The organism is Speluncibacter jeojiensis (assembly GCF_029589495.1).
Classification (GTDB): Bacteria; Actinomycetota; Actinomycetes; order Mycobacteriales; family Mycobacteriaceae; genus Speluncibacter; species Speluncibacter jeojiensis.
The window spans coordinates 1-23,712 of the sequence record NZ_JAAIVF010000005.1 but is presented as its reverse complement, the minus strand read 5'-3'; the positions used below and the strand labels follow the sequence as shown (position 1 = coordinate 23,712).

Annotated in this window: 25 protein-coding genes and 1 rRNA gene; 15 read left to right on the top strand and 11 right to left on the bottom strand. The window is 68.3% G+C overall.

The window, feature by feature from the left end; translation table 11 throughout:
- Nucleotides 1–22 precede the first annotated feature (22 nt).
- Nucleotides 23–784, top strand: coding sequence for an SDR family NAD(P)-dependent oxidoreductase (locus tag G4X40_RS15250; protein WP_277833675.1), 762 nt, complete (start codon nucleotides 23–25; stop codon nucleotides 782–784).
- Here the strand turns inward: G4X40_RS15250 and G4X40_RS15245 are convergent.
- The 3 genes from G4X40_RS15245 to G4X40_RS15235 all read right to left on the bottom strand — a co-directional run bounded on the left by G4X40_RS15245 (nucleotide 772) and on the right by G4X40_RS15235 (nucleotide 3,651).
- Nucleotides 772–1,551, bottom strand: a complete 780-nt coding sequence (locus G4X40_RS15245) for an SDR family NAD(P)-dependent oxidoreductase (protein WP_277833674.1) — start codon at nucleotides 1,549–1,551, stop codon at nucleotides 772–774. The genes G4X40_RS15250 and G4X40_RS15245 overlap by 13 nt on opposite strands.
- Nucleotides 1,552–1,657: 106 nt before the next feature.
- Nucleotides 1,658–2,467, bottom strand: a complete 810-nt coding sequence (locus G4X40_RS15240) for an SDR family oxidoreductase (protein ID WP_277833672.1) — start codon at nucleotides 2,465–2,467, stop codon at nucleotides 1,658–1,660.
- Complete coding sequence (locus G4X40_RS15235) at nucleotides 2,464–3,651, bottom strand: acyl-CoA dehydrogenase family protein (protein WP_277834145.1); 1,188 nt, start codon at nucleotides 3,649–3,651, stop codon at nucleotides 2,464–2,466. The genes G4X40_RS15240 and G4X40_RS15235 overlap by 4 nt, the downstream gene beginning before the upstream one ends.
- Nucleotides 3,652–3,746: 95 nt before the next feature.
- Between G4X40_RS15235 and G4X40_RS15230 the strand changes: the two genes are divergently transcribed.
- From G4X40_RS15230 to G4X40_RS15210, 5 genes are read left to right on the top strand one after another with little or no spacing between them, the layout of a single operon-like run.
- Nucleotides 3,747–5,300, top strand: a complete 1,554-nt coding sequence (locus G4X40_RS15230; protein ID WP_277834144.1) for a FadD3 family acyl-CoA ligase — start codon at nucleotides 3,747–3,749, stop codon at nucleotides 5,298–5,300.
- Complete coding sequence (locus G4X40_RS15225) at nucleotides 5,297–6,220, top strand: enoyl-CoA hydratase (RefSeq protein ID WP_277833670.1); 924 nt, start codon at nucleotides 5,297–5,299, stop codon at nucleotides 6,218–6,220. The genes G4X40_RS15230 and G4X40_RS15225 overlap by 4 nt, the downstream gene beginning before the upstream one ends.
- Nucleotides 6,220–7,371 (top strand): acyl-CoA dehydrogenase family protein, encoded by a 1,152-nt coding sequence (locus G4X40_RS15220; protein WP_277833668.1) that lies wholly within the window; start codon nucleotides 6,220–6,222, stop codon nucleotides 7,369–7,371. Before G4X40_RS15225 ends, G4X40_RS15220 begins: the two co-directional genes overlap by 1 nt.
- On the top strand, nucleotides 7,368–8,324 hold the full coding sequence (locus G4X40_RS15215; RefSeq protein ID WP_277833667.1) for an acyl-CoA dehydrogenase family protein: 957 nt from the start codon (nucleotides 7,368–7,370) through the stop codon (nucleotides 8,322–8,324). The genes G4X40_RS15220 and G4X40_RS15215 overlap by 4 nt, the downstream gene beginning before the upstream one ends.
- A complete protein-coding gene (locus G4X40_RS15210; protein ID WP_277833665.1) occupies nucleotides 8,324–9,415 on the top strand; it encodes an acyl-CoA dehydrogenase family protein in 1,092 nt (363 codons plus the stop codon). The genes G4X40_RS15215 and G4X40_RS15210 overlap by 1 nt, the downstream gene beginning before the upstream one ends.
- Nucleotides 9,416–9,422: 7 nt before the next feature.
- On the opposite strand, the gene G4X40_RS15205 is transcribed toward G4X40_RS15210, so the two are convergent.
- From G4X40_RS15205 to hsaA, 4 genes are all read right to left on the bottom strand, one after another.
- Complete coding sequence (locus G4X40_RS15205; RefSeq protein ID WP_277833663.1) at nucleotides 9,423–9,959, bottom strand: hypothetical protein; 537 nt, start codon at nucleotides 9,957–9,959, stop codon at nucleotides 9,423–9,425.
- Nucleotides 9,960–10,147: 188 nt separating this feature from the next.
- Nucleotides 10,148–10,759 carry a 3-hydroxy-9,10-secoandrosta-1,3,5(10)-triene-9,17-dione monooxygenase reductase subunit gene (hsaB, locus tag G4X40_RS15200; RefSeq protein WP_277833661.1) on the bottom strand — a complete coding sequence of 204 codons (612 nt, stop codon included), beginning with the start codon at nucleotides 10,757–10,759 and terminating at the stop codon, nucleotides 10,148–10,150.
- Nucleotides 10,756–11,658 (bottom strand): iron-dependent extradiol dioxygenase HsaC, encoded by a 903-nt coding sequence (hsaC, locus tag G4X40_RS15195; RefSeq protein ID WP_277834143.1) that lies wholly within the window; start codon nucleotides 11,656–11,658, stop codon nucleotides 10,756–10,758. Before hsaC ends, hsaB begins: the two co-directional genes overlap by 4 nt.
- A gap of 50 nt (nucleotides 11,659–11,708) precedes the next feature.
- The gene (gene hsaA / locus G4X40_RS15190) at nucleotides 11,709–12,890 is read right to left on the bottom strand and encodes a 3-hydroxy-9,10-secoandrosta-1,3,5(10)-triene-9,17-dione monooxygenase oxygenase subunit (protein WP_277833659.1); all 1,182 of its coding nucleotides are present in this window, start codon (nucleotides 12,888–12,890) and stop codon (nucleotides 11,709–11,711) included.
- Nucleotides 12,891–13,172: 282 nt separating this feature from the next.
- Here hsaA and G4X40_RS15185 point away from each other — a divergent pair, with 282 nt between their 5' ends.
- Genes G4X40_RS15185 through G4X40_RS15175 form a run of 3 tightly spaced genes read left to right on the top strand, consistent with a single transcriptional unit; the run spans nucleotide 13,173 to nucleotide 15,796 of the window.
- The gene (locus tag G4X40_RS15185) at nucleotides 13,173–14,342 is read left to right on the top strand and encodes a Rieske 2Fe-2S domain-containing protein (protein WP_408642220.1); all 1,170 of its coding nucleotides are present in this window, start codon (nucleotides 13,173–13,175) and stop codon (nucleotides 14,340–14,342) included.
- 4 nt (nucleotides 14,343–14,346) lie between these two features.
- Nucleotides 14,347–14,703 carry a hypothetical protein gene (locus G4X40_RS15180; protein ID WP_277833655.1) on the top strand — a complete coding sequence of 119 codons (357 nt, stop codon included), beginning with the start codon at nucleotides 14,347–14,349 and terminating at the stop codon, nucleotides 14,701–14,703.
- Nucleotides 14,696–15,796: a ferredoxin--NADP reductase gene (locus tag G4X40_RS15175; protein WP_277833654.1), complete on the top strand. Its 1,101-nt coding sequence runs from the start codon at nucleotides 14,696–14,698 to the stop codon at nucleotides 15,794–15,796. The genes G4X40_RS15180 and G4X40_RS15175 overlap by 8 nt, the downstream gene beginning before the upstream one ends.
- 94 nt (nucleotides 15,797–15,890) lie before the next feature.
- Here the strand turns inward: G4X40_RS15175 and G4X40_RS15170 are convergent, their stop codons facing one another.
- The 3 genes from G4X40_RS15170 to G4X40_RS15160 form a co-directional block, all read right to left on the bottom strand.
- Nucleotides 15,891–16,706: an acyl-CoA thioesterase gene (locus G4X40_RS15170; RefSeq protein WP_277833653.1), complete on the bottom strand. Its 816-nt coding sequence runs from the start codon at nucleotides 16,704–16,706 to the stop codon at nucleotides 15,891–15,893.
- Between the two features lie 101 nt (nucleotides 16,707–16,807).
- Entirely contained in the window at nucleotides 16,808–17,593 is a 786-nt protein-coding gene (locus tag G4X40_RS15165) for a 2-keto-4-pentenoate hydratase (RefSeq protein WP_277833652.1), read from the bottom strand.
- 107 nt (nucleotides 17,594–17,700) lie between these two features.
- Complete coding sequence (locus tag G4X40_RS15160; protein WP_277833650.1) at nucleotides 17,701–18,486, bottom strand: 2-keto-4-pentenoate hydratase; 786 nt, start codon at nucleotides 18,484–18,486, stop codon at nucleotides 17,701–17,703.
- Between the two features lie 87 nt (nucleotides 18,487–18,573).
- On the opposite strand from G4X40_RS15160, the gene G4X40_RS15155 reads away from it, so the two are divergent.
- From G4X40_RS15155 to G4X40_RS15130, 6 genes are all read left to right on the top strand, one after another.
- Nucleotides 18,574–18,732: a hypothetical protein gene (locus G4X40_RS15155; RefSeq protein WP_277833648.1), complete on the top strand. Its 159-nt coding sequence runs from the start codon at nucleotides 18,574–18,576 to the stop codon at nucleotides 18,730–18,732.
- A 59-nt stretch (nucleotides 18,733–18,791) separates the two neighbouring features.
- Nucleotides 18,792–20,504 (top strand): 3-oxosteroid 1-dehydrogenase, encoded by a 1,713-nt coding sequence (gene kstD, locus G4X40_RS15150; RefSeq protein WP_277833647.1) that lies wholly within the window; start codon nucleotides 18,792–18,794, stop codon nucleotides 20,502–20,504.
- Complete coding sequence (locus G4X40_RS15145) at nucleotides 20,494–21,354, top strand: MaoC/PaaZ C-terminal domain-containing protein (protein WP_277833646.1); 861 nt, start codon at nucleotides 20,494–20,496, stop codon at nucleotides 21,352–21,354. The genes kstD and G4X40_RS15145 overlap by 11 nt, the downstream gene beginning before the upstream one ends.
- Before the next feature lie 198 nt (nucleotides 21,355–21,552).
- Complete coding sequence (locus G4X40_RS15140; RefSeq protein ID WP_277834142.1) at nucleotides 21,553–22,353, top strand: SH3-like domain-containing protein; 801 nt, start codon at nucleotides 21,553–21,555, stop codon at nucleotides 22,351–22,353.
- Nucleotides 22,354–22,386: 33 nt separating this feature from the next.
- A complete protein-coding gene (gene scnC / locus G4X40_RS15135) occupies nucleotides 22,387–23,127 on the top strand; it encodes a thiocyanate hydrolase subunit gamma (RefSeq protein ID WP_408642219.1) in 741 nt (246 codons plus the stop codon).
- A gap of 17 nt (nucleotides 23,128–23,144) precedes the next feature.
- Entirely contained in the window at nucleotides 23,145–23,516 is a 372-nt protein-coding gene (locus G4X40_RS15130) for a thiocyanate hydrolase (protein WP_277833644.1), read from the top strand.
- 82 nt (nucleotides 23,517–23,598) lie between these two features.
- On the opposite strand, the gene rrf is transcribed toward G4X40_RS15130, so the two are convergent.
- Nucleotides 23,599–23,712: ribosomal RNA gene (rrf, locus tag G4X40_RS15125) — 5S ribosomal RNA — on the bottom strand; the annotation flags it as partial.

The window sequence follows — 23,712 nt, the reverse complement described above, 5'->3', positions numbered from 1 at the left end:
AAGCGCTTGCTAGGGTATCGGGATGGTGGACACAGCAGTGGAAGCAACCCTCGTCACCGGTGGTTCCGGCGGGCTCGGCGCGGCGGTCGTGCGGCGCCTGGCCTCCCGCGGCCCGGTCGCACTGACCTACCGGTCGCGGCCCGAGGCCGCCCAGGAACTGGTCGACGAACTCGCCGCCGCCGGGCGCGTCGCGGCGGCGTTCCGGCTCGACGTGACCGACCCGGACGCCGTCGCGGCCGCGGTGGCCGAGGTGTGCGACCGTTTCGACGGCATCCGCACCCTGGTCCACGCCGCGGGCCCGCACGTGCCGATGGTCCACCTGTCGCGCGTCGACCCTCGCACGTACGCCCGCCAGCTCGAAGCCGAGGCCGGCGGCTTCTTCGCGGTGGTCCACGCCTGTCTGCCGGCGCTGCGCGAGAGCTCGGGCGCCATCGTCGCGATCACCACGGCGGCCACCTCCCGCTACCCGGTACGCGACGGACTGTCGGCCGGCACCAAGGGCGCCATCGATCAACTCGTGCGGGCCTTCGCCGCCGAGGAGGGCCGTTACGGTGTGCGCGTCAACGCGGTCGGCCCCGGCATGCTCACCGACGGCATGGCCGAGCGGTTGATCTCGTCACGCGAACTCGACGAGCGGGCCCTCTCGGTCGCCCGCGAGCGCATCCCACTGGGACGTTTCGGCACCGCGGACGACATCGCCGCGGCCGTCGAGTTCCTCGCGAGCGACGCCGCGCAGTTCATCACCGGCCAGAAGCTCGACGTCGACGGCGGCTATTCGGTCTGACCGTATTCGGTCTGACCGCCGAATCGTGCGGCCAGCCGGAGGTAGGTCGCCGGCGCCGCACCCCGGACCGCCACCGGCCAGCGCAACCAGGCGGGCCGATACACCTCCGGGCGGTCGCGCTCGACCGCCCGGACCAGCGCGTCGGCCACCGCAGCCGGCTCGAGCGGACGGGGCCGCCGTCGCCCGTAGGTCCTGCCGCGGCGCTCGAAGAAGGCCGTGTCGACCACCCCTGGGACGACGACCCCGACACCGACCCCGGTGCCGCGCAACTCCATCCGCAGACTCGCGGCGAAGGTGTCGAGCCCGGACTTCGTACCGGCGTACAGCGCCTCGCCGGCCACCGCGGTGCGGGCGACGATGGACGAGACGAACATCAGGTGCCCGTATCCGCGCTCGATCATGTCGGGCAGCACGGCCCGGGTCAGTGCGATCGGGGCGCCCAGGTTCACTGCGGACAGCTCCGCGATGTCACGCTGGGGCATCGCGGCGAACGGCCCCGCCCAGCCGAGCCCGGCATTGTTGACAAGCAGATCGATCCGGCCGTGCGCGGCCTGCGCCTGCTGCACCAGCCGGTTCAGTTCGTCTGGGCGGGCGAGGTCGGCGACCACCGCGATGGCGCCGGTGCGCGCGGACAACTCGGCCAGCCGGCGTTCGTCGCGTCCGTGCACGACCAGCTTCGCCCCACGCTCGGCCAACAGCACCGCGGTCTCCCATCCGATACCGGATGAGGCGCCGGTCACCAAGGCCACGCGTTCGCGTATGCGCACGGATAAAAGGCTAACGCCCGGGTGGCCGTTCGGTCCGGGAACGGACCGCGGGCCACCCGGGCGTGGGCGCAGCGGAAGTGAGGGCCTGCAGTGCCGGCCGGCCGGGTCAGGCCCGCTGGCTCGAGACCGAGACGATCTCGCCGGTCATGTAGGTCGTGTAGTCGCTCGCGAGCATCGCGATGACCGACGCGATCTCCCACACCTCGGCGGCGCGGCCGTAGGCCTCGCGTGAGGCGAGACTGTCGAGCAGCTCGTCGCTGGTGACCTTCGCCAGGAACGGGTGCTTGGCGATGGACGGCGAGACCGCGTTGATGCGGACGCCGTACTCGGCGGCCTCGATCGCCGAGCAGCGGGTCAGCGCCATGACGCCGGCCTTCGCCGCGGCATAGTGCGACTGCGAGTGCTGCGCGCGCCAGCCGAGCACCGAGGCGTTGTTGACCAGCACCCCGTTGTGGTCGACCGACTTGAAGTAGCGCAGCGCCGCGCGGGTGGCACGGAAGGTGCTGTTCAGGGTGATGTCGAGGACCCGGTCCCACTGCTCGTCGGTCATGTCGACGATCGGGGTCTCGCCGCCGAGGCCCGCGTTGTTGACGAGCACGTCGATGCGGCCGAGCTTCTCGGCGGAGGCAGCGATGAGGGCGTCGATCTGCTCGGTGCTCGAGACGTCACACACGAACGACTCGACCTGCTGCGCGGCGAACTCGGCCGACAGCTTCTCGACGGTCTCGCCGAGGCGGCGCTCGTGGAAATCGGAGACCAGGACGTCGGCGCCCTCGAGCAGCGCGCGCCGGGCGGTGGCGAACCCGATGCCGGTGCCGGCCGCGGCCGTCACGACGACCTTCTTACCCTTGAGCAGGTTGTGGCCCTCGATCTCCTCGGGGGCGACGGACAACGGGGACTTGGCTGATGCGGTCACGGGCGTGCCTCTCGCGGAAGGCCGAGCACACGCTCGGCGATGATGTTGCGCTGGATCTCGTTGGATCCGCCGTAGATGGTGTCGGCGCGGGTGAACAGGTACAGCCGCTGCCACTCGTCGAGCTCTTCGCCCTCGGGTCCTTCGGCGAGAAGCGAGGGCGCCCCGGCGATCTCCATGGCGAGCTCGCCCAGATCGCGGTGCCAGTTGGCCCACAGCAGCTTGGCCACCGACGGCGCACCGGGCACCTCGGTGTTGCCCTCACCCAGGGTCCGCATCGCGTGCGAGCGCATCACCTGCAGCCCGACCCAGGCGCGGGTGATCTTCTCGCGCACGATCGGGTCCTGCGCGGTCCCGTTGCTCTCGGCCAGCGCGATGATCTTGTCGAGTTCGCGCGCGAACTGCACCTGTTGGCCGAGGGTGGCGACGCCGCGCTCGAACGCCAAGGTGCCCATCGCGATCTTCCAGCCCTGTCCGGGCTCGCCGACCACGAGGTCCGCCTCGGTGCGGGCGTCGGTGAAGAACACCTCGTTGAACTCGGAGGTTCCGGTGAGCTGGACGATCGGGCGCACCTCGATGCCGTCCTGGTCCATGGGGACCAGCAGGTACGACAGGCCCTGATGCCGGGACGACCCGGGCTCGGTGCGGGCGACCACGAAGCACCAGTCGGACAGGTGGGCCAGCGAGGTCCACACCTTCTGTCCGTTGATCACCCAGCTGTCGCCGTCCAGTCGGGCGCTGGTCGACACGCCCGCCAGGTCGGAACCGGCGCCGGGCTCGGAATAGCCCTGGCACCACAGTTCCGACACGTTCTTGATGCCCGGCAGGAAGCGCTGCTTCTGCTCCTCGGTGCCGAACGCGATCAGCGTCGGCCCGAGCAGCTCCTCACCGATGTGACTGACCCGCGCCGGCGCGTTCGCCCGCGCGTATTCCTGATGAAAGATGATCTGCTGACTGACCGACGCCTCGCGGCCGCCGTACTCCTTGGGCCACCCGAGGCAGGTCCATCCCGCTGCTGCGAGATGCCTGTCCCACTCGAGTCGCTCTTCGAATGCCTCGTGCTCGCGACCCGGACCACCGAGGCCCTTGAGCTCCGCGAACCGGCCGGAGAGATTCTCCTCGAGCCACTGACGCACTTCCGCTGCAAACGCCGCGTCCTCCGGCGAGGTACCGCCGACGCCCTCCATACCCTGGCTATCGTCCACAGCGATACGGTACCCTACCAAGCACTTGCTTTGTATAGACGGTGTTGCCTCGCCGAGGAGAAAGGGTGCGCACGGAAGTGACACAAGAACCCGGAACCACACCCGTCGCGCTCTGGCGCGCCGCGGAACTGTTCGGCACGAACGAAGCCATCGCCGACGGCGACTATCGAGTGACCTACAGCGAGTTGCTCGACCGCGTCCGGACGATCGCCCGCGCGCTGATCGCCCGTGGCATCGAGCCCGGCGACCGCATCGCGGTGTGGGCCCCCAACACCCACCACTGGGTCGAGGCGGCGCTGGCCATCCACTACGCCGGCGCGATCCTGGTGCCGATCAACACGCGCTACACCGGCACCGAGGCACTCGACATCATCGAGCGCACGCACGCGGCCGGCCTGTTCGTCGTCGGCCCCTTCCTCGGCTCCGACCGATGGGCGAAGCTGGGCGAGGCCGCGTCGGCGGACGAGCTGAGCGCACTGCACACGGTCATCCGGGTCCCCTGCGATCCGGCCGACCCCACCGAGGGCGTCATCGAGTGGGACCAGCTGTCCGCCATCGCGGAACCGGTCAGCGACATCCAGGCCGACGCGCGCGCCGCCGCGGTCCAGCCGGACGACATCGCGGACATCCTGTTCACCTCGGGCACCACCGGCAAGAGCAAGGGCGTGCTCAGCGCCCACCGCCAGACCGTCGGCGTCGCTCGCGCGTGGGCGGCGTGCGCGGACGTCACCGATGCCGACCGCTACCTGATCATCAACCCGTTCTTCCACACCTTCGGGTACAAGGCCGGGTTCATCGTGTGCGTCCTCAACGGCGCGACCATCGTGCCCATCGCGCTCTTCGACGTGCCCAAGGTGGTCCAGACCATCGCCGACGAGAAGATCAGCATCCTGCCCGGCGCCCCAACCATCCACCAGTCGATCCTCGACCTGCCCGGACGGGACGACTACGACCTGTCCAGCCTGCGCGTGGCGATCACCGGTGCCGCCGCCGTCCCGGTCACCCTGGTCGAGCGGATGCAGTCCGAACTCGGCTACGACGCGGTGATCACCGCCTACGGCCAGACCGAGGCGGTCGTGGTCACCATGTGTCGCACCGACGAGGACCCGGTCACCGTCGCGACGACTTCCGGACGCGCCATCGACGGCGTGGAGGTCCGCATCGGCGAGCAGGGCGAGGTGCTGGTCCGCGGCGACATCGTCATGCTCGGGTACCTCGACGATCCCGAGGCCACCGCGAAAACCATCGACGCCGACGGCTGGCTGCACACCGGCGACGTCGGCGTGCTCGACGAGCGAGGCTACCTCGACATCACCGACCGCCTCAAGGACATGTACATCAGCGGCGGGTTCAACGTGTACCCCGCCGAGGTGGAGAACACCCTGGCCCGCCTGGAGGCCGTCGCGGAGTCCGCGGTCATCGGCGTGCCCGACGATCGGATGGGCGAGGTCGGGCGGGCGTACATCGCCACCAAGCCCGGGCGCACCGTCACCGAGGAGGAGGTCATCGCCTTCTGCAAGGAGCACCTCGCGAACTTCAAGGTGCCCCGTTCGGTCCGCCTGGTGGAGTCGTTGCCGCGCAACCCCTCCGGGAAGGTTCTCAAGAACGAGCTCCGGGCGAGCACGTCGTGACCGGATCGACCGATCAGGGGTCCGGCGGACCGATCCCCGGCGAGGGCGTTCCCGACGAGGGCGACGTCGTCACCTATGAGGTGCGCGGACGCGTGGCCGTCGTGACGATGAACCGGCCGGCGTACCGCAACGCGCAGAACTCGGTGATGACCTACGCGCTCGACGCCGCGTTCACGCGGGCGGTCGAGGATCCCGATGTCGGCGCGATCGTGTTGGCGGGCAACGGCGACCACTTCAGCGCGGGACACGACATCGGCACCGTGGGCCGCGACCACCACGTCTCGTACGAGAACAAGGCGGTCGTGTGGTGGGACCACGTCGACCGACCGGGCGGCGACCAACGTTTCGCACGCGAGATGGAGGTCTACCTCGGGATGTGCCGGCGGTGGCGCGAGCTGCCGAAGCCGATGATCGCGATGGTGCAGGGCGCGTGCATCGCCGGTGGACTGATGCTGTCGTGGGTGTGCGACCTGATCGTCGCCTCCGAGGACGCCTTCTTCGCCGATCCCGTTGTCCGGATGGGCATTCCGGGCGTGGAGTACTTCGCACACCCCTGGGTGCTAGGCACGCGCGCGGCCAAGGAGATCCTCTTCACCGGCGACCGGTTCTCCGCGCAGCGCGCGTACGAGTGGGGAATGGTCAGCCGGGTGGTCCCCCGCGCCGAGCTGGAGACCACCACGATCGACCTGGCCGAACGGATCGCCACGATGCCGCAGTTCGGACTGGCCCTGACCAAGAAGGCGGTCAACCAGTGTGAGGACCTGATGGGTATCCGGTCCGGGATGGACTCGGTGTTCGGCCTGCACCACTTCGCTCACGCACACAATGCCGAAATCGGCCTGGGACCCCTCGGCGGCATGGACGCCACAGCAATGAAGCGCGGCGCAGCCGCGGGGATGAAGAAAGCTGGAGAAAACTAGTGGATCTCGATTTCGACGACGCCACAGTCGCGTTCCGCGACGAAGTGCGCGCGTTCCTCAAGGAGAACGTACCCGCGGACCCGTTGCCGTCGATGGACACGGCGGAAGGCTTCGAGGCGCACCGCGAGTGGGAGCGCAAGCTCGCCGACGCGCGGCTGTCCGTGGTCTCCTGGCCGGCCGAGTACGGCGGCCGTGACGCCACCCTCGAGCAGTGGGTGATCTTCGAGGAGGAGTACTACCGCGCCGGCGCACCCGGACGGGTCAGCCAGAACGGGATCTTCCTGCTCGCTCCCACCCTGTTCGAGCACGCCACCAAGGCCCAGCTCGATCGGATCATGCCGAGCATGGCCCGCGCCGACGTCATCTGGGCGCAGGCCTGGTCCGAGCCGGAGTCCGGCTCCGACCTGGCGAGCCTGCGCTCGACCGCGACCAAGGTCGACGGTGGCTGGCTGCTCAACGGGCAGAAGACCTGGAGCTCGCGGGCGACGTTCGCGGACTGGGGCTTCGGCCTGTTCCGCTCGGACCCGGAGGCCCAGCGCCACAAGGGCATCACCTACTTCATGTTCGATCTGCGGTCGAAGGGTGTCACCATCCGCCCGATCGATCAGCTCGACGGCGAGCCGGGATTCGCGGAGATCTTCCTCGAGGACGTCTTCGTGCCGGACGACGCGGACAACAGCGGCGTCATCGGCGGCGTCAACGAGGGCTGGCGGGTCGCGATGAGCACCGCCAGCAACGAGCGCGGCCTGTCGCTGCGCAGCCCCGGCCGGTTCCTCGCCACCACCGACCGCCTGGTCGAGCTGTGGAAGCGATCGGGAGACTCGACCGACACCGCGCTGCGCGACCGGGTGGTCGACGCGTGGATCGGTTCGCGCGCCTACGAACTGAGCACCTGGGGCACGGTCACCCGGCTGGCCGACGGCGGCCAACTCGGTGCCGAGTCCTCCATCAACAAGGTGTTCTGGTCGGAATGGGACGTCGCCGCCCACGAGACCGCCCTGGACCTGCAGGGTCCCGGCGCCGAGCTCGCCGATCCGTGGATGGACGGCTACCTCTTCTCGCTCTCCGGCCCGATCTACGCCGGTACCAACGAGATCCAGAAGAACGTCATCGCCGAGCGTCTCCTCGGCCTACCTAAGGCGGACCGATGAGATTCGCGCTCGATAACTCGCACACCGACTTCGCCGCCAGCATCGACTCGCTGCTGGGCAAGTCCGACACCCCCGCGGTCATCCGCGCCTGGAACTCCGGTGACACCGGTCCCGGCGTCAAGCTGTGGCAGCGGCTCGCCGAGACCGGCGTGACCGGTCTGCTGATCGCCGAGGAGCACGGCGGCCTCGGTGCGGACGCGATCGACATGGTCGTCGCCGTCGAACAGCTCGGCAAGCACGCGGTCCCCGGGCCGGTCGCCGAGACCATCGCGGTCGCCCCGAGCCTGCTCGCGCAGGCCGATCCGGCCCGCCTCGAGGCCCTCGCCGAGGGCTCGCTCGCGACCGTCGCCGCACCGCCGGCCGTACCCTATGCGGTCGACGCCGACGCGGTCGAGCTGGTCCTGACGGTCGACGGATCGACGGTGTCCACCGCGACGCCGGCCGCCGTGCACGGCTCGGTGGACCTGTCCCGCCGCCTGTTCGAGGTCACCACTGCCGAGCAGCTCGGCACGGCGGACGCGAACCGCGCCTTCGACCTGGGTGCGCTGGCCACGGCCGCGCAGCTGCAGGGTCTGGGCAAGGCGATGCTCGAGATCACCACCGAGTACGCCAAGCAGCGCAAGCAGTTCGGCCGGGTCATCGGCAGCCAGCAGGCGATCAAGCATCACCTCGCCGGCGTGGCGATCGGCCTCGAGATGGCGCAGCCGCTGCTGCTGGGCGCGGCCATGGCGGTGCGCGACGGTTCCCCGACCGCGAGCCGCGACGTGTCCGCCGCCAAGGTGGCCTGCGGTGACGCCGCCTACCGGGCCTCGCGGATCGCGCTGCAGGTGCACGGCGCCATCGGTTACACGCAGGAGCACGACCTGTCGCTGTGGCTGACCAAGACGCGCGCGCTGGTCACCGCGTGGGGCACCCCGGCGCAGCACCGCACCCGGGTCATGGAGGCACTGTGATGGCGACGATCGAAGAGGGTGGGCTGCTCACCGAGGAGCAGCGTGCGCTGGCCGACACCGTGCGCAATCTCGTCGGCAAGCGCGCGGACAGCGCAGCGGTGCGTGCGGCCGCCGAGAGCGAGCGCGGCTACGACGAGTCGCTGTGGCAGGTGCTGTGCGAGCAGATCGGCGTCGCCGCACTCGCCATTCCGGAGGAGTTCGGCGGAATCGGCGCCGGCGCCATGGAAACGCACCTGGTGCTCGAGGAGCTGGGCCGGGCGCTGGTGCCCTCCCCCATGCTCGGTTCGGTCGTCCTGGGAGCGCAGGCCCTGCTCGCCTCGGGAAACACCGAGGCGTGCGAGCGCCTGCTGCCCGGCGTCGCAGAGGGAGCCACCACGCTCGCGCTGTGCTGGGGCAACTGGGAGGTCACCGACCTTCCGGTGCGCGCCGGCGCTGACGGCGCCCTGACCGGTCGTGCGGACTACGTGCTCGGCGGCGAGATCGCCGACGTGTTGCTGGTCGCTGCACAGACCGCGGACGGGCCCGCGCTGTTCGAGGTCGACCCGGCCGCCGCCGGCGTCAGCCGTGAACGGGTGGGCACCATGGATCCGACCCGTCCGCTGGCGACCGTCACCTTCGACTCGACCCCGGCCCGCCGGCTCACCGAGGGCGACGGGGCCGCCGTGCTCGAGCGGGTCCGCGACCTCGCCGTCATCGCACTGTCCGCGGAGCAGGTCGGCGCCGCCGCCCAGATCCTCGAGAAAACCGTCGAATACACCAAGGCGCGCAAGCAGTTCGGGCGCGTCATCGGCAGTTTCCAGGCGCTCAAGCACCGCATGGCCGACCTGTACGTCGAGGTCGAGACCGCGCGTTCGATGTCGTACTCTGCGGCGCTGTCGCTTTCGCCCGCCGAGGCCGGACTGGCCAAGGTGTACTGCTCGGAAGCCTTCGAGGAGGTCGCGGGCGACGCCATCCAGCTGCACGGCGGAATCGCGATCACCTGGGAGCACGACGCGCACCTGTACTTCAAGCGTGCGCACGGCAGCAGCCAGCTGTTCGGGCAACCTCGTCGTTACCTGACCGAGCTGGCCACCGCCGCGGGCCTTCCCTAGCCGCGGATCACGACGGGGTGGTGGCCGCAGGCTGCTGAGCCGCACCGGGCTGGGTCCCGGTGTGCTGCGGCGGCTTGTGCGCCACCACCCGCACCGCGGTCGGCGGCACCGCAGGCTTCTTCACCTGTACGGCCACCTCGGCACCGACCGGGAACTGGGTCTGCTGCGCAGGGCTTTTCGCCGTCCCCCACTTGGTCTGTGGCGACACCGTGACGTTCACCTGCTTGCCGGACCGCTCCGTGATCGTCCACGTGTTGCCGTTCTCCGCCGCGATCGTGCCTACCACCACCGGCACCCGATGCTTCGCTCGCGGATGTGCGTGCGGGGTCGTCTCCGTCTGCGCGGCGGTGTTCGTCGTCGCAGCGCCACTTCCGGATTCGACTGTCGCCCAGGCGGCTCCGCCGATCATCACCGCGACCAGCACGCCCGCGGCACCGATCAGCGCACCCTTGCGCTTGTACAGCGGAGGTTTCGGCGTCGGCACCCGTCCGGGGACCTCCGGAGACACGGGGAACTGCTGGGTTGGCTGGTCGTCATCTGTCATGCCGACAACCGTAGGAATCGCTCGTGTGGACGCATTGTGGCCGCTCTGAGGAATCTCTGAGGATCCGGCGAAGCCGGCCGACCGACGACACGAAGGCCGTTCGGCGGCAACGACCTCACCTGCCACACAACGAAAAGGCACCCGGCCGAAGTACTCGACCGGGTGCCTTTTCCGAGATGATCAGCCGCTCACAACCAGGTGTCCGGGCTCGAGGCGGTGAACAGGAACTCGTCCAGGTCCGCACGCCACGGCGCCGGCACGTTCTTGTCCGGCTCGATTCCGGTGTACTGACCTCGGTAGAACAGCAGCGGCCGCTGCTGCTTGCCGTCCTTGCTCGCCCCGATGTGCCCGTAGTCGGCGATCCGTCCGTACACGACGTAGTGGTCGCCACCGTCGTGGACCGTCTCGACCGTGCAGTCGATCCAGGCCAGTGACTCGTCGAGGATCGGGGAACCCAGCGGCGAGCGGTGCCACTGCACCTCGGCGAACTTGTCGGGGTTGCGCGAGCCGAACACCGCGCAGGTCTCTTGCTGGGCCTCCGAGAGCATGCTGACCCCGAACCGGCCGGTCGACTCGATCACCGACCACGCCCGCGAGGTCTTCATCGGGCAGAACAGGACCAGCGGCGGATCGAGCGAAAGGGCGGCAAAGGACTGGCAGGCGAAGCCGACCGGCTCGTCGCCGTTCATCGCGGTGATGATCGTGATGCCCGTGCAGAACTGCCCGAACATGTTGCGCAGTTGACGCGGGTCGATGGCAACCTCGTCCGCGCCGGCCTTGTCCTTTGCCGCCTCTGTCATGACCTGAACCCTACCGTGAAGTCGTGGCCCCACAGACTCACGGCCGTGCTCTCCCGCGCGACCCAGCTGTCGTCCTCGACCTGCAAACCCTCACAACCGAATTCGACGTCGAAGCCACCCGGGGTCTTCATGTAGAACGAGAGCATGAGGTCATTGACGTGCCGGCCCAGGCTCGCCGACATCTTGACCTTCTTGCGCAGTGCCCGATCCAGGCAGAGCCCGACATCGTCGGAGTTCTCCACCTCGACCATCAGGTGCACGATGCCGGACGGGTTGGGCAGCGGCGCAAACGCGAGGCTGTGGTGGCGCGGGTTGACCCCGAGGAACCGCAGCCAGGCGGGCTCACCGTCGGCCGGGCGCCCGACGACCTGCGGAGGCAGGCGCATCGAATCGCGCAGCTTGAAGCCGAGCACATCCTGGTAGAATGCCAGGTCCGCCGCATCGTCCTTGGTCGCCAGCACCACGTGACCCAGGCCCTGCTCGCCGGTGACGAACTTGTGGCCGTACGGACTCACGACACGACGGTGCTGAAGCGCGATCGTGTGGAAGATCTCCAGCCGGGAGCCGGACGCGTCGACGCACTTGATCATCTCGACCACGCGACGCTCGGCGAGCTCGTCGGCCGTGGCCTCCTCGAACTCCCAGTCCGCCTTGACAAGTCGCTCGCGGATCTCCTGGAGCTCCTGCGCGTTCGCGCACTCCCAGCCGCACGAGTACAGCCCGTCGCGCTCTCCGGGGACGATCACCAGCCGGGCCGGGAAATCGTCCATCCGCAGGTACAGCGCGTCCGGGTTCGCGCCCTTGCCCTCGACCATGCCGAGAACCTTGAGCCCGTACTCACGCCAGGCGTCCATGTCGGTCGACTCGACGCGCATGTACGCAAGGGAACGGATTCCCATCATCTACCTCCGTCGTGCTGTGGCTGTTCGGCAGTCATCAGGTCCGGCACCTACACCATCGTGTCGGAGATCGGCAGGCCGAACTCCTCCGCACCGAACATCACGTAGGCGCGCTCGGCGTCGTTGGCCGCGTGGACGCGGCCGGCGTGCGCGTCACGCCAGAAGCGCTGGATCGGGGTGCCCTCCTGCAGCGCGGTGGCGCCGGAGGCCTCGAAGAGCCGGTCGATCGACGCGATCGCGCGGCCGGTGGCGCGCACCTGGTCGCGGCGCGCGCGCATGCGCAGCTTCATCGGCACCTCTTCGCCGGCGAGCAGGTGCGCGTACTCCTCCGCGACGTTGCCGGACAGCTGACGCCAGGCCGCGTCGATGTCGCTGGACGCCTCCGCGATCCGCACCTTGGCGAACGGGTCGTCCTTGGCCTTCTCGCCGGCGTAGGCCGCGCGCACGCGCTTGCCCTGGTGCTCGACGTGCGCGTCGTAGGCGCCGTAGGCCATGCCCACGATCGGGGTCGAGATGGTCGTGGGGTGGATGGTGCCCCAGGGCATGCGGTAGACGGGCGCGGTGTTCTGTTCGAGGCCCGGCGCCACCAGGTCGCTCATCGCCTTGAAGCTCAGGAAACGGTGCCGCGGCACGAACGCGTCCTTGACCTTGATCGTGTTCGATCCGGTGCCCTTGAGTCCGACCACGTGCCACACGTCGTCGATCTCGTACTCGGAGCGCGGGATCAGGAAGCTGCCGAAGTCGACGGGGCGCCCGTCCTTGATCACCGGACCGCCGACGACCACCCAGTTCGCATGGTCGCAGCCCGAGGACCATGCCCAGGAGCCGTTCACCTTGTAGCCGCCGTCGACGACCTCACCGGCACCCATGGGCGCGTAGGAGGACGAGATGCGCACGTCGGTGTTCTCGCCCCAGACGTCCTGCTGCGCCTGCTGGTCGAACAGGGCCAGGTGCCAGTTGTGCACACCCACGATGCCGGCGACCCAGCCGGTCGAACCGCATGCGCTGGCGAGCTTGCGCACAGCGGAGTAGAAGAGCACCGGGTCGGCCTCGTAGCCGCCCCACTGAGCGGGCTGCAGCAGCCGGAAGAAGCCGGCCTCCTGCAGGTCCTTGATGTTCTCGTCGGGCACGCGGCGCAGGTTCTCCGCCTCCTGCGCACGCTCGCGCAGCGCCGGCAACAACGCGTCGAGCCTCTGCATCACCTCGTGGTTGTCGATCTCACCCGACGTCATGCCACTTACCTGCACGCCACCCACTGCCCGCTCCCGTCTGCGATTTTCATGGATCGAATTCCATAAACCACTCCGAGACTAGAACAGGTTCTGCTTTGTGTCGACACCGGGGTCGCCGTGCAGGTCGGACGCACCTCACTGGATCGACACTCTACAAGGAGGTGGTCGATGGGCTACGATTTCTGTAACCTGTTCTACTTGCAGGGGCCGACCACCGAGCAGTCGACATGCGCCGGCCACGGCACGAGCGTGCCACCGAGCCCAAGGGATGTGAGGAACCCAATGTCAGTGACCAAGAGTGCTTCCGATAGCCACAAGGTCAGGGAGATCGACGTCGGCACCGCCCGCGATCGCTACGCCCGCGGGTGGCACTGCCTGGGTCTGGCCGACACCTTCCGCGACGGCAAGCCGCACTCGATCGAGGCGTTCGGCACCAAGCTGGTCGTGTGGGCGGACAGCAACGGTGAGCTGAAGATTCTCGACGGCTACTGCAGGCACATGGGTGGCGACCTGTCGCAGGGCACCGTCAAGGGCGACAACATCGCGTGCCCGTTCCACGACTGGCGCTGGGGCGGCGACGGCCGTTGCAAGGAGATCCCGTACGCCAAGCGGATCCCGATGCGCGCGCGCACCCGGAACTGGCCGACCCTCGAGCGCAACAAGCAGCTCTTCGTGTGGAACGACCCCGAGGGCAACGAGCCCGAGGACTACATCCCCGAGATCGAGGGCGCGCACAGCGACGAGTGGACCGCGTGGACCTGGAACACAAAGCTGATCGAGGGCGCCAACTGCCGCGAGATCATCGACAACGTGGTCGACATGGCGCACTTCTTCTACATTCACTACGCCTTCCCGACCTACTTCAAGAACGTGTTCGACGGGCAGGTCGCCTCGCAGTGGCTGAACACGACGGGCCGGCCGGACACCGGACTGGGCGCGAAGTACGGCGCCGAGACGCTGCTCGAGTCGGTGGCCGCGTACTACGGTCCCTCGTACATGATCAACCCGCTGACCAACTCCTACGGCGGCTACAAGACCGAAGTGGTCCTGATCAACTGCCACTACCCGGTCTCGCAGGACTCGTTCGTGCTGCAGTGGGGCCTGATCGTGAAGAAGCCCGAGGGTGTCGACGAGAAGATCGCCGACGCCATTGCGGAGAAGATGACCGACTTCTTCAGCATGGGCTTCCTGCAGGACGTGGAGATCTGGGAGAGCAAGACCAAGATCGAGAACCCGCTCCTGTGCGAGGAGGACGGCCCGGTCTACCAGCTGCGCCGCTGGTACGACCAGTTCTACGTCGACAAGGCCGAGGTCACCGAGGAGATGACCCAGCGGTTCGAGTACGAGGTCGACACCACCAAGGCCAACGAGTACTGGCAGCAGGAAGTCCAGGAGAACCTGGCCCGCCAGGAGGCCGAGAAGCAGGCCGCCGACAAGGAAGCAAGGGTCTGATCGCATGACGACCACCCGGCACTGGGCCAAGGCCCCCGCACAGTCCGATCGCGCCCAGGTCGAGGCCATTACACTGGCAACGGCAGGCGACAAGAAGCGCTACACCAGCGCTGGACTGCAGCCGGTCCAGTGCCGGGCCTGCTCGACCTGCGTACTGGTGAAGAAGAACAGCGACATCCACACCAGCATCCAGTGGACCTCCGCAACCGGCACCTGCCCTCGCTTGAACGAGCCCGGGGAGAACGGCCGTCCGTCCGCTCTCCGGGACTCCTGCCCTGACCTTTCGGCGAGCATCGTGCAAGCTGTTCGTGAGGGACTGATCCATGTCGCACCGCATTCAGAGGACATCGTTGATGAATGACACCATCGAGCCCACGGCGACCGCCGAGGGAATCCAGACCAATGTCGGTCTGGTCGGGAGCCACGTGCACCAGCTCAAGCTGAGTCGCGTGATCGACGAAACGGCCGAGGCCCGCTCGTTGGTGTTCGAGGTTCCCGAGGAGCTGTCGGAGAAGTTCCGGTACTCGCCCGGCCAGTTCCTGACGCTGCGCATCCCCAGCGACCTGACCGGCTCGGTCGCCCGCTGCTACTCGCTGTCGAGCTCGCCGCACACCGACACCGCGCTCACCGTGACCGTCAAGCGCACCGTCGACGGCTACGGGTCGAACTGGCTGTGCGACAACGCGACGGCGGGCATGAGCGTCGACATGCTTCAGCCCTCCGGCGTGTTCGTCCCGAAGAATCTGGGCGAGAACTTCCTGCTCATGGCCGCCGGCAGCGGCATCACCCCGGTCATGGCGATCCTCAAGTCCGCGCTGAGCCAGGGATCGGGCAAGGTCGTCCTGATCTATGCCAACCGCGACGAGAAGTCGGTCATCTTCGCCGAGGAACTGCGCCGGCTGGCGGCCGAGCACCCGGATCGCCTCACCGTCATCCACTGGCTCGAGAGCGTGCAAGGCCTGCCCAGCCGCGCCTCGATCGGCACGCTCGCCGCCCCGTTCCGCGAGCACGAAGCGTTCATCTGCGGCCCTGGGCCGTTCATGTCCGCCACCCAGGACGCGCTGCAGCACGACCTCGGCATGGACCACCACCGCGTGCACGTCGAGGTGTTCCAGTCGATCGAGGGCGACCCGTTCGCAGAGATCGTCTTCGAGGAGCCCGAGGCCGGTGACGAGCTCCCGGCGACCGTCACCGTCACCCTCGACGGCACGGAGCACACCTTCGACTGGCCCCGCGGAACCAAGCTGCTCGACCTGCTGCTCAGCAAGGGCCTCGACGCCCCGTTCTCCTGCCGCCAGGGTGCCTGCAGCGCCTGCGCCTGCCAGGTCGAGGAGGGCAAGGTCGACATGCTGGTCAACGACATCCTCGAGGACGAGGACCTCGCCGACGGCATCGTGCTGGGCTGCCAGGCCGTGCCGCTGACCGACATCGTCAAGGTCACCTACGACGGCTGACCCCACCACCGACGACGACGCCCGGGCGTCGCATCGGCCTCATCGGCCGGGCGGCACCCGGGCGTCGTCGTTTCCGTGCCGGCAGCTTTCGGGCTCAGGCCTTGAAGTAGACGAGTTGGTGACTGGTCGCCAGCACCGCACCGTTGCGTCCGAACAACTGCGCCGACTGGTCGAAGAAGCCGGCACCGAACCGCTGCGCCCGTGCGGTCGCGAGCACCGGCTCGGTGCCCTGGGCGGCCAGCTCCTCGGCCCGCGCGTGGAAGTACACGGTCAGCGACACCGTGCCCGCCGGGACATACCGACCCTGTCGCAGGAACACACGCGGGTAGAACACGTCACACAGCGCGGTCAGCGCCGCGTGGTCCAGCGGCCGCGCCGGCTGGTCCCGCACCCACAGCGTGGAGGTCGAGTCGTCCTGCTCGCCCGAAGCCTCCTCCGGAATGGCACCGACGACGAATCGCAGTTCATAGTTGTCGATCCACTTGATGAAACCGAGCGGCGGCGCCGGCTCGACCTGATCGAACGGCGGCGCGTCCGGGGCGGCGACCTCTGTCGACGACCACGTGTCCCGCCGGATGCCCGTCACCGCGGTCGCGGTCGTCGTCACCGCGCCGTCCTGGACCAGTTCGATCGCCCAGTGCTGGGTGGACCGGTTGGTCCGCACCGGGCGGGCGCGGACGCCGAACGCGCCGTCGGTGATCGGCGCCGCATAGTTGACGGTCAGCGACAGCGGATCCCCGAGACAGTCGGGATGCCGCTGCACCGCCCGGAGCAGCGTCGCCGCGGTGATCCCACCGAACGGACCGACCATGTTGGCGTAGGCCTCGCTGGTGTTGCCGCGCTGAACGCCGTCACTCGCATCGGTGAGCGCGGTCGCGAGATCGAAGGGGTGTGGGGTGGACTCGGGCACGGCTGCTCCTGGCGACGGGGACTTGACTCCGGTCAACCATACCCAGGCGGCGGAGGGGCATCCCCGGCGGCGCGACGCAACGCCGGAGCACCATGCCACGATCACTTGATAGCGACCCGGACCTCCCCCAGTCCCGCGAACTCCGCCACGAACTCGTCGCCGGCGTGCGCATCGACCGCCCGGGTGCACGATCCCGGCAGGATGACGTCGCCTGCCTTGAGTTCGACCCCGAACCGCACCACCCGTTCCGCGAGCCAGGCGACCGCACGCGCCGGGTGACCCAGCACCGCATCCGTACGCCCCTCGGCCACCACTTCGCCGTTCGCCCGCAAAGTCGCGTCGATACGGGTGAGGTCGATCTCACGCGGGCCGCTCCGCCCCTGCCCGAGCAGGAAACCGACCGCCGACGCGTTGTCCGCGACCGTGTCGACGACCGTGATCTCCCAATCCCGGATCCGGCTGTCGATCAACTCGATAGACGGTGTGACGAACTCGGTCGCGTCGAGCACCTCGTCGACCGTGCACGCGCGACCCGACAGATCCTTGCCCAGGACGAAGGCGAGTTCGATCTCCACCCGCGGCGCGAAGAACCCGGAGGCGTCCACAGGCACGTACTCGTCGTAGTGCATGTCGTCGAGGAGGTGACCGTAGTCGGGTTCGTCCACCCCGATCGCCTCCTGCATGACCTTCGCGGTCAGACCGACCTTGTGACCGACGACGCGTGCTCCCGCCTCCGTCCGGCGGCGGATGTTGATCAGCTGGATCTCGTAGGCATCCACCAGGTCGATCTCCGGGAAGGCACCCGAGATCGGTGCGATCGGGACATGGTTTCGCTCGGCATCGGAAAGCCTGCCGGCGAGGTCGTGCCGAACAGCAGCAGAAAGCATCGTGGTCCCCCAACTCTTCTCGGTGAGTTTCCGAGCAGGGGGCACGATAGAGGGTCCCGCCGGTAACCGACATCGGGACCGACCGAAATCGGGGCAACTCTGTGAAATCACCCGAAGGCGATACGAACCCCACCCAATCCGGTGAAGTCCGCGACGAACTCATCGCCCGCATGGATGTCGATCGCCTTGGTGCACGAGCCCGGCAGGACGATGTCGCCCGCCTTGAGATGAATACCGAGTCCGTCCATCTGGTCGGCGAACCATGCCACCGCGCGAGCGGGATGGCCCATGACCGCATCGCTCCGGCCGGCGGCGACCTTCTCGCCGTTGGCGAGCAGGCTGGCCTCGATCCCGACCAGGTCGATCGCGTCCGGAGCGACCCTGGCGGCGCCGATGGCGAAGCCGGCCGACGAGGCGTTGTCGGCGATGGTGTCGCACACTCCGATGCGCCAGTCCTCGATCCGGGTGTCGATCACCTCGATCGACGGGGCGACGAACTCCGTCGCGTCGAGCACGTCGTCCACCGTGCAACGCCCACCGGGCAGGTCCGCACCGAGGAGGAAGGCGATCTCGGCCTCCACCCGCGCCGCGCAGAACCGTGACGCGTCGGCCGGGCGGTCTTCCTCGATCCGCATCTCTTCTAGCAGGTGCCCGAAGTCCGGTTCGTCCACTCCGATCATCTCCTGCATGACCTTCGAGGTCAGACCCACCTTGTAGCCGACGATGCGCGCACCCGCCGCCGTCCGGCGGCGAATGTTGATCAGCTGGATCTCGTACGCGTCCGGCACCTCGATCGCCGGATGGTCGACGGACAGCGGGGTCACCGGTCGCCGTCGTCGTTCCGCTTCCGCGAGCCGTCGTGCGATGTCGTCGCGTACCGCAGCAGAGAGCATCGTTCTCACCCCTCGGCGCCGATCGCGGGGCGTGCGCTCCGTCACGGCGGTCAGAACGTGCGCTCAGCCCGGGGCGGAGCGCCGGAAGTGGAGATCGTGCAGAAGTTGATCATATTCGTCCCGCCGCGGACATGCGTCCAGTTCGCCGAATTTCGCGGAAGCACCTCGAACCGCGACATCGCCCGCCGCGCCCCGTCACCTGCCGTCGCATTGGAACAGGTGCTCATCGCACGCGGCGACCGCTGACATATTCGCAGGCCATCCAGCGTAGCGCTCCACAAGGGTCGTTCTATAACCTGTTCTACATGAGTGACCAGGAATACGACATCGTCGTCGTCGGCAGCGGTGGCGCCGGCATGACTGCAGCCCTGACCGCGGCCCACCATGGCCTGAGCGCGGTCATCGTCGAGAAGGCCGCCCACTACGGCGGCTCCACCGCCCGCTCGGGTGGCGGCGTGTGGATCCCCAACAACGAGGTGCTCGAGCGGGACGGGGTGACCGATACCGCGGAGGCGGCCCGCACCTACCTGCACAGCATCATCGGCGACGTCGTCGCTCCCGAGAAGATCGACACCTACCTCGAGCGCGGCCCCGAGATGCTCTCGTTCGTGCTCGCGAACAGCGCACTGGAGTTGCAGTGGGTGCCCGGCTACTCGGATTACTACCCGGAGGCGCCCGGTGGTCGACCCGGCGGACGCTCGGTCGAGCCGAAGATCTTCGACGGCAACAGGCTCGGTGAGGACCGCAAGAACCTCGAGCCCGACTACGCCAAGGCTCCGAAGAACTTCGTCATCACCCAGGCCGACTACAAGTGGCTCAACCTGCTCATGCGTAACCGCCGCGGGCCGATGCGCGCGATGAAGGTCGGCATGCGATTCCTCGCGGCCAAGGCCACCGGCAAGGATCTGCTGGTGCGCGGCCAGGCGCTGATCGCGGGGTTGCGACTCGGCCTGCGCGACGCCGGCGTGCCGGTCCTGCTGAACACCCCGCTGACCGACCTCTACACCGAGGACGGAGCCGTCAAGGGCGTCAAGGTGATCGTCGACGGCACCGAACAGATCATCCGCGCCCGCAAGGGAGTCATCCTCGGCTCGGGCGGCTTCGAGCACAACGACGAGATGCGCAAGAAGTACCAGCGCGCACCGATCGGCACCGAGTGGACCGTCGGCGCGAAGGCGAACACCGGCGACGGCATCATTGCGGGCCAGAAGCTCGGCGCGGCAGTCGATTTCATGGACGACGCCTGGTGGGGTCCGTCGATGCCGCTGACCGGCGGCCCGTGGTTCGCGCTCTCCGAGCGCACCCTTCCGGGCTGCATGATGGTCAACACCTCCGGCAAGCGATTCGGCAACGAGGCGGCCCCGTACGTCGAGGCCGTGCACACGATGTACGGCGGCGAGTACGGCCAGGGCGAGGGTCCCGGCGAGAACATCCCGACCTGGATGATCCTCGACCAGCGCTACCGCAACCGCTACACCTTCGCCGGCATCACCCCGCGCACCCCGTTCCCGGGTCGCTGGCTCAAGGCCGGGATCGTGGTGAAGGCGGGGACGATCGCCGAACTCGCCGAGAAGACGGGCCTGCCGGTCGACGCGCTGACCGCGGAGATCGAGCGGTTCAACAGCTTCGCCCGCAACGGCAAGGACGAGGACTTCGGCCGCGGCGACAGCAGCTACGACCACTACTACGGCGATCCTCGCCTGAAGAACCCGAGCCTCGCCGAGATCAGCAAGGCGCCGTTCTACGCGATCAAGATGGTTCCGGGCGACCTCGGCACCAAGGGCGGCATCGTCACCGACGTCGACGGTCGCGCGCTTCGCGAGGACGGCAGCATCATCGAGGGCCTGTATGCCGCCGGCAACTGCAGCTCTCCCGTGATGGGTCACACCTACGCCGGCCCCGGCGCGACGATCGGTCCCGCGATGACCTTCGCGTACCTCGCGGTGCTCGACATCGTCGCCAAGGCCGGGCAGGACAAGACCCCGGCAGCCGCGAAGGAGGACACCAATGCCCATTGATCCCTCCGTTGCGATCGGCGCACAGCTGCCCGCGCAGGAGTTCAGCTGGACCAGCTCCGACGTGCAGCTCTACCACCTCGGCATCGGCGCCGGCGCCCGCCCGACCGATCCGAAGGAGCTGACCTACCTGCGGGACAACACCCCGCAGGTGCTGCCGACCTTCGCGACGGTGGCCGCCACCTTCCATGTGACCGAGCCGCCGAAGGTGTCCTTCCCCGGCATCGACATCGACCTGGCGAAGGTCGTCCACGGCAGCCAGTCGGTCACCGTGCACCGCCCGATCCCGCCGGCGGGAACCGGCACGACCCGGACACGCATCGCCGAGGTCTGGGACAAGGGCAAGGCTGCGGTGATCGTGCAAGAGGCCGAGACCGTCGACGCCGACGACGCTCCACTGTGGACCACCCGCTCGTCGATCTTCGCCCGCGGCGAAGGCGGCTTCGGCGGCGAGCGCGGCCCGTCCGACAAGGTCGAGCTACCGGACCGCGTGCCGGACGCCGAGGTCGACGCCCCTGTGCTGCCGCAGCAGGCACTGCTGTATCGCATGTGCGGCGACCGGAACCCGCTGCACTCCGATCCGGAGTTCGCCAAGGCCGCGGGGTTCCCCGCACCCATCCTGCACGGGCTGTGCACCTACGGGATCGTCTGCAAGTCGGCAGTGGACGCGATGCTCGATTCCGACGCGTCGCGGGTCGAGAGCTTCCAGGCCCGGTTCGCCGGCGTCGTGTTCCCCGGCGAGACGCTGCGCGTGCGCATCTGGCGCGAGGACCGCCGGCTGCTCATCTCGGCAGTTGCACCCCAGCGCGACGGTCTGCCGGTCCTCGCGGACGTGGTCCTGACCGTTCGCTGAATCAGTCCCACCCGAAACGGGGCCGTCGCTGTATCGCAGCGTCGGCCCCGTTTCTGCGTGTCGGTACCCATGGGGAACCGGACACCGGCCACTTCCGCCCCATCAGGCCGAATCACCGGTGCGACCTGTCGACCACCGCTACCGTTGCCATATCGGGCCACCCGATCACTGGAGGCGATGGCCGTGGCCAACTCCGTCATGGACGACTACGCAAGTCAATTGCGCGTCGCATTTCACAAGCTCAGCGACTGGGCCTATCCGGACCAGATCGATCACGCCTGCTTCCGCGCGTTCATGCGGACGCCCCACGACGTAGGCGGCGAGCCCGACGCACCCGCCCTCTACGAAGAGAAGGACGAGGAACTCTGGGAACTCAACACCTTCATCACGTGCGAGGTGCTGGGCTGGCGGGGCATCTGGACATCCGAGGAGCGGAGGCGACTCGGGAACGTCGACGTCGGGAGGACCAACTACCTCGGCCTCCCCTATTACGGCCGGTGGGTTCTCGCCGCCGCGCGTTGCCTCATCGACAAACGACACATCACGCTCCGCGAACTGATCGAACGCACAGACGACGTGCGTGCTCGCAGCGGGGCGGGCCGACTCGAGGCAGCGCCGCGGCGGACCGGAGACGGCAGGACGGTCACCAGGAACCACCACCACGTCGATGCGGTCGGCAAGGGCGATCCGCAGTGTTTCAGCGGCCGGGCCGACCCTGCCCGGTTCACTGTGGGTGACCGCGTGCTCGTGCGCAGCCTGCCGACGCTCTTCTACACACGGACACAGGAGTACCTGCGGGGGAAGCCGGGGACCGTGGTCCGGTTGGCGTACGAAAGTCCGATTCCGGAGGACGAGGCATTCGACCGCGAAGACCGAAAGCCCGAGTGGTTCTACATCGTCCGCTTCGCCATGACCGACCTGTGGGAGCCATATGCGGGCTGCGCCGGCGACTCCCTCCAGGCAGAGATCTCGGAGCCCTGGCTCGAGCCGTTCGGCTGACATCGACCATTCACCGGCAACGACGAGGAACACATGACCGAGAAGGCAGGGCGACCCAGCGACGCGACGGCACAGTCCGATTCCCCGCCTCGCCATGGGGCGCCGATGGTCGAGGAGGTCACCGACTTCGAGGTCCTGGAGATCGCCCTCCGTGAACTGGCGATCGAGAAGGGGCTGTTCACCGCCGAGGATCACCGTCGCTACACCGAGTTCTTCGAGCAACTGGGTCCGGTCCCGGGGTCCCGACTGGTCGCCAAAGCCTGGTGCGATCCCAGCTACAGGCAACTGGCGCTCGACGACCCCATCGCCGCTTGCAAAGAGGTCGGCGTCGACTGGCTGCGGCCGACCGGCTTCGGCACGCCGAGCGACTTCACCGCACGGCACATACTCGAGGACACGCCCACCTTGCATCACGTGATCGTCTGCACGTTGTGCTCCTGCTATCCGCGACCGCTACTCGGTAACTCGCCGGAGTGGTACCGGACGCCGAACTACCGCCGCCGGATCGTCCGCTGGCCGCGGCAGGTGCTCGGAGAGTTCGGCCTACACCTTCCCGAGGGTGTCGAGGTCCGCATCGAAGACTCCAACTCCAAACACCGGTTCGCGGTCCTCCCGGTCCGCCCCGCCGGCACCGAGGACTGGAGTGAAGATCAACTCGCAGAGATCGCCACCCGCGACTGTCTCATCGGAGTCGCGCTGCCCACGCCCGGAATCACGGCCAACGCGGACCGTCCGGTCCATCCCGCTGCACACCCGATCGACGGCGGCAAATAGCCCGACCGGAGGAGAACATGTCCCAGGACCACACACCGTCGAGTGAGGATGTTGCCGCCCTCAGGGTGCCGGCGCTGGAGCGGATCGCAGCCGGCGGACAGGCGTGGCCGCTCATGGCCGAGAAGTATGGGGTGGGCAACCCCGTACCGCCGTGGAGATCAAGGCTGGACGCCACCTGCGAGGCACTCGACCGGGAGGCGAGCGCACTACCGCTTCGAGATCGCCGCAACGAGGAAGATCTCCTGTCCACCGCGGTCTACGACTCGCTGCCCTACCCGGAGAACCAACTCGTCGCCCTGGCACATTCACTACTCGCCCGAGGGATCATCGACGAGGCGGACCTTGTCGAGCGGTTACGGAGCGTGCGTGCTCGCCTCGAGGCTCTGTAACGCGTGTGGTGGTCGGCGGACATTGTTCCGGGAATGCACTGAAGGCCCCCACCATTGCTGGTGGGGGCCTTCAGGAATGTGTGTTCGGCGGTGTCCTACTCTCCCACACCCTGTCGAGTGCAGTACCATCGGCGCTGGAGGGCTTAGCTTCCGGGTTCGGGATGGGTCCGGGCGTTTCCCGCTCCGCTATGGCCGC

Coding starts and splice junctions, on each gene's coding strand:
- hsaB (WP_277833661.1), bottom strand. CDS start 10,759: ATGACAGAGGCGGCAAAGGACAAGGCCGGCGCGGACGAGGTTGCCATC.
- G4X40_RS15130 (WP_277833644.1), top strand. CDS start 23,145: ATGTCCCAGGACCACACACCGTCGAGTGAGGATGTTGCCGCCCTCAGG.
- G4X40_RS15185 (WP_408642220.1), top strand. CDS start 13,173: ATGTCAGTGACCAAGAGTGCTTCCGATAGCCACAAGGTCAGGGAGATC.
- G4X40_RS15235 (WP_277834145.1), bottom strand. CDS start 3,651: ATGGAGGGCGTCGGCGGTACCTCGCCGGAGGACGCGGCGTTTGCAGCG.
- scnC (WP_408642219.1), top strand. CDS start 22,387: ATGACCGAGAAGGCAGGGCGACCCAGCGACGCGACGGCACAGTCCGAT.
- G4X40_RS15210 (WP_277833665.1), top strand. CDS start 8,324: ATGGCGACGATCGAAGAGGGTGGGCTGCTCACCGAGGAGCAGCGTGCG.
- G4X40_RS15175 (WP_277833654.1), top strand. CDS start 14,696: ATGAATGACACCATCGAGCCCACGGCGACCGCCGAGGGAATCCAGACC.
- G4X40_RS15140 (WP_277834142.1), top strand. CDS start 21,553: ATGGACGACTACGCAAGTCAATTGCGCGTCGCATTTCACAAGCTCAGC.
- kstD (WP_277833647.1), top strand. CDS start 18,792: ATGAGTGACCAGGAATACGACATCGTCGTCGTCGGCAGCGGTGGCGCC.
- G4X40_RS15205 (WP_277833663.1), bottom strand. CDS start 9,959: ATGACAGATGACGACCAGCCAACCCAGCAGTTCCCCGTGTCTCCGGAG.
- hsaC (WP_277834143.1), bottom strand. CDS start 11,658: ATGGGAATCCGTTCCCTTGCGTACATGCGCGTCGAGTCGACCGACATG.
- G4X40_RS15250 (WP_277833675.1), top strand. CDS start 23: ATGGTGGACACAGCAGTGGAAGCAACCCTCGTCACCGGTGGTTCCGGC.
- G4X40_RS15215 (WP_277833667.1), top strand. CDS start 7,368: ATGAGATTCGCGCTCGATAACTCGCACACCGACTTCGCCGCCAGCATC.
- G4X40_RS15145 (WP_277833646.1), top strand. CDS start 20,494: ATGCCCATTGATCCCTCCGTTGCGATCGGCGCACAGCTGCCCGCGCAG.
- hsaA (WP_277833659.1), bottom strand. CDS start 12,890: ATGACGTCGGGTGAGATCGACAACCACGAGGTGATGCAGAGGCTCGAC.
- G4X40_RS15160 (WP_277833650.1), bottom strand. CDS start 18,486: ATGCTCTCTGCTGCGGTACGCGACGACATCGCACGACGGCTCGCGGAA.
- G4X40_RS15165 (WP_277833652.1), bottom strand. CDS start 17,593: ATGCTTTCTGCTGCTGTTCGGCACGACCTCGCCGGCAGGCTTTCCGAT.
- G4X40_RS15180 (WP_277833655.1), top strand. CDS start 14,347: ATGACGACCACCCGGCACTGGGCCAAGGCCCCCGCACAGTCCGATCGC.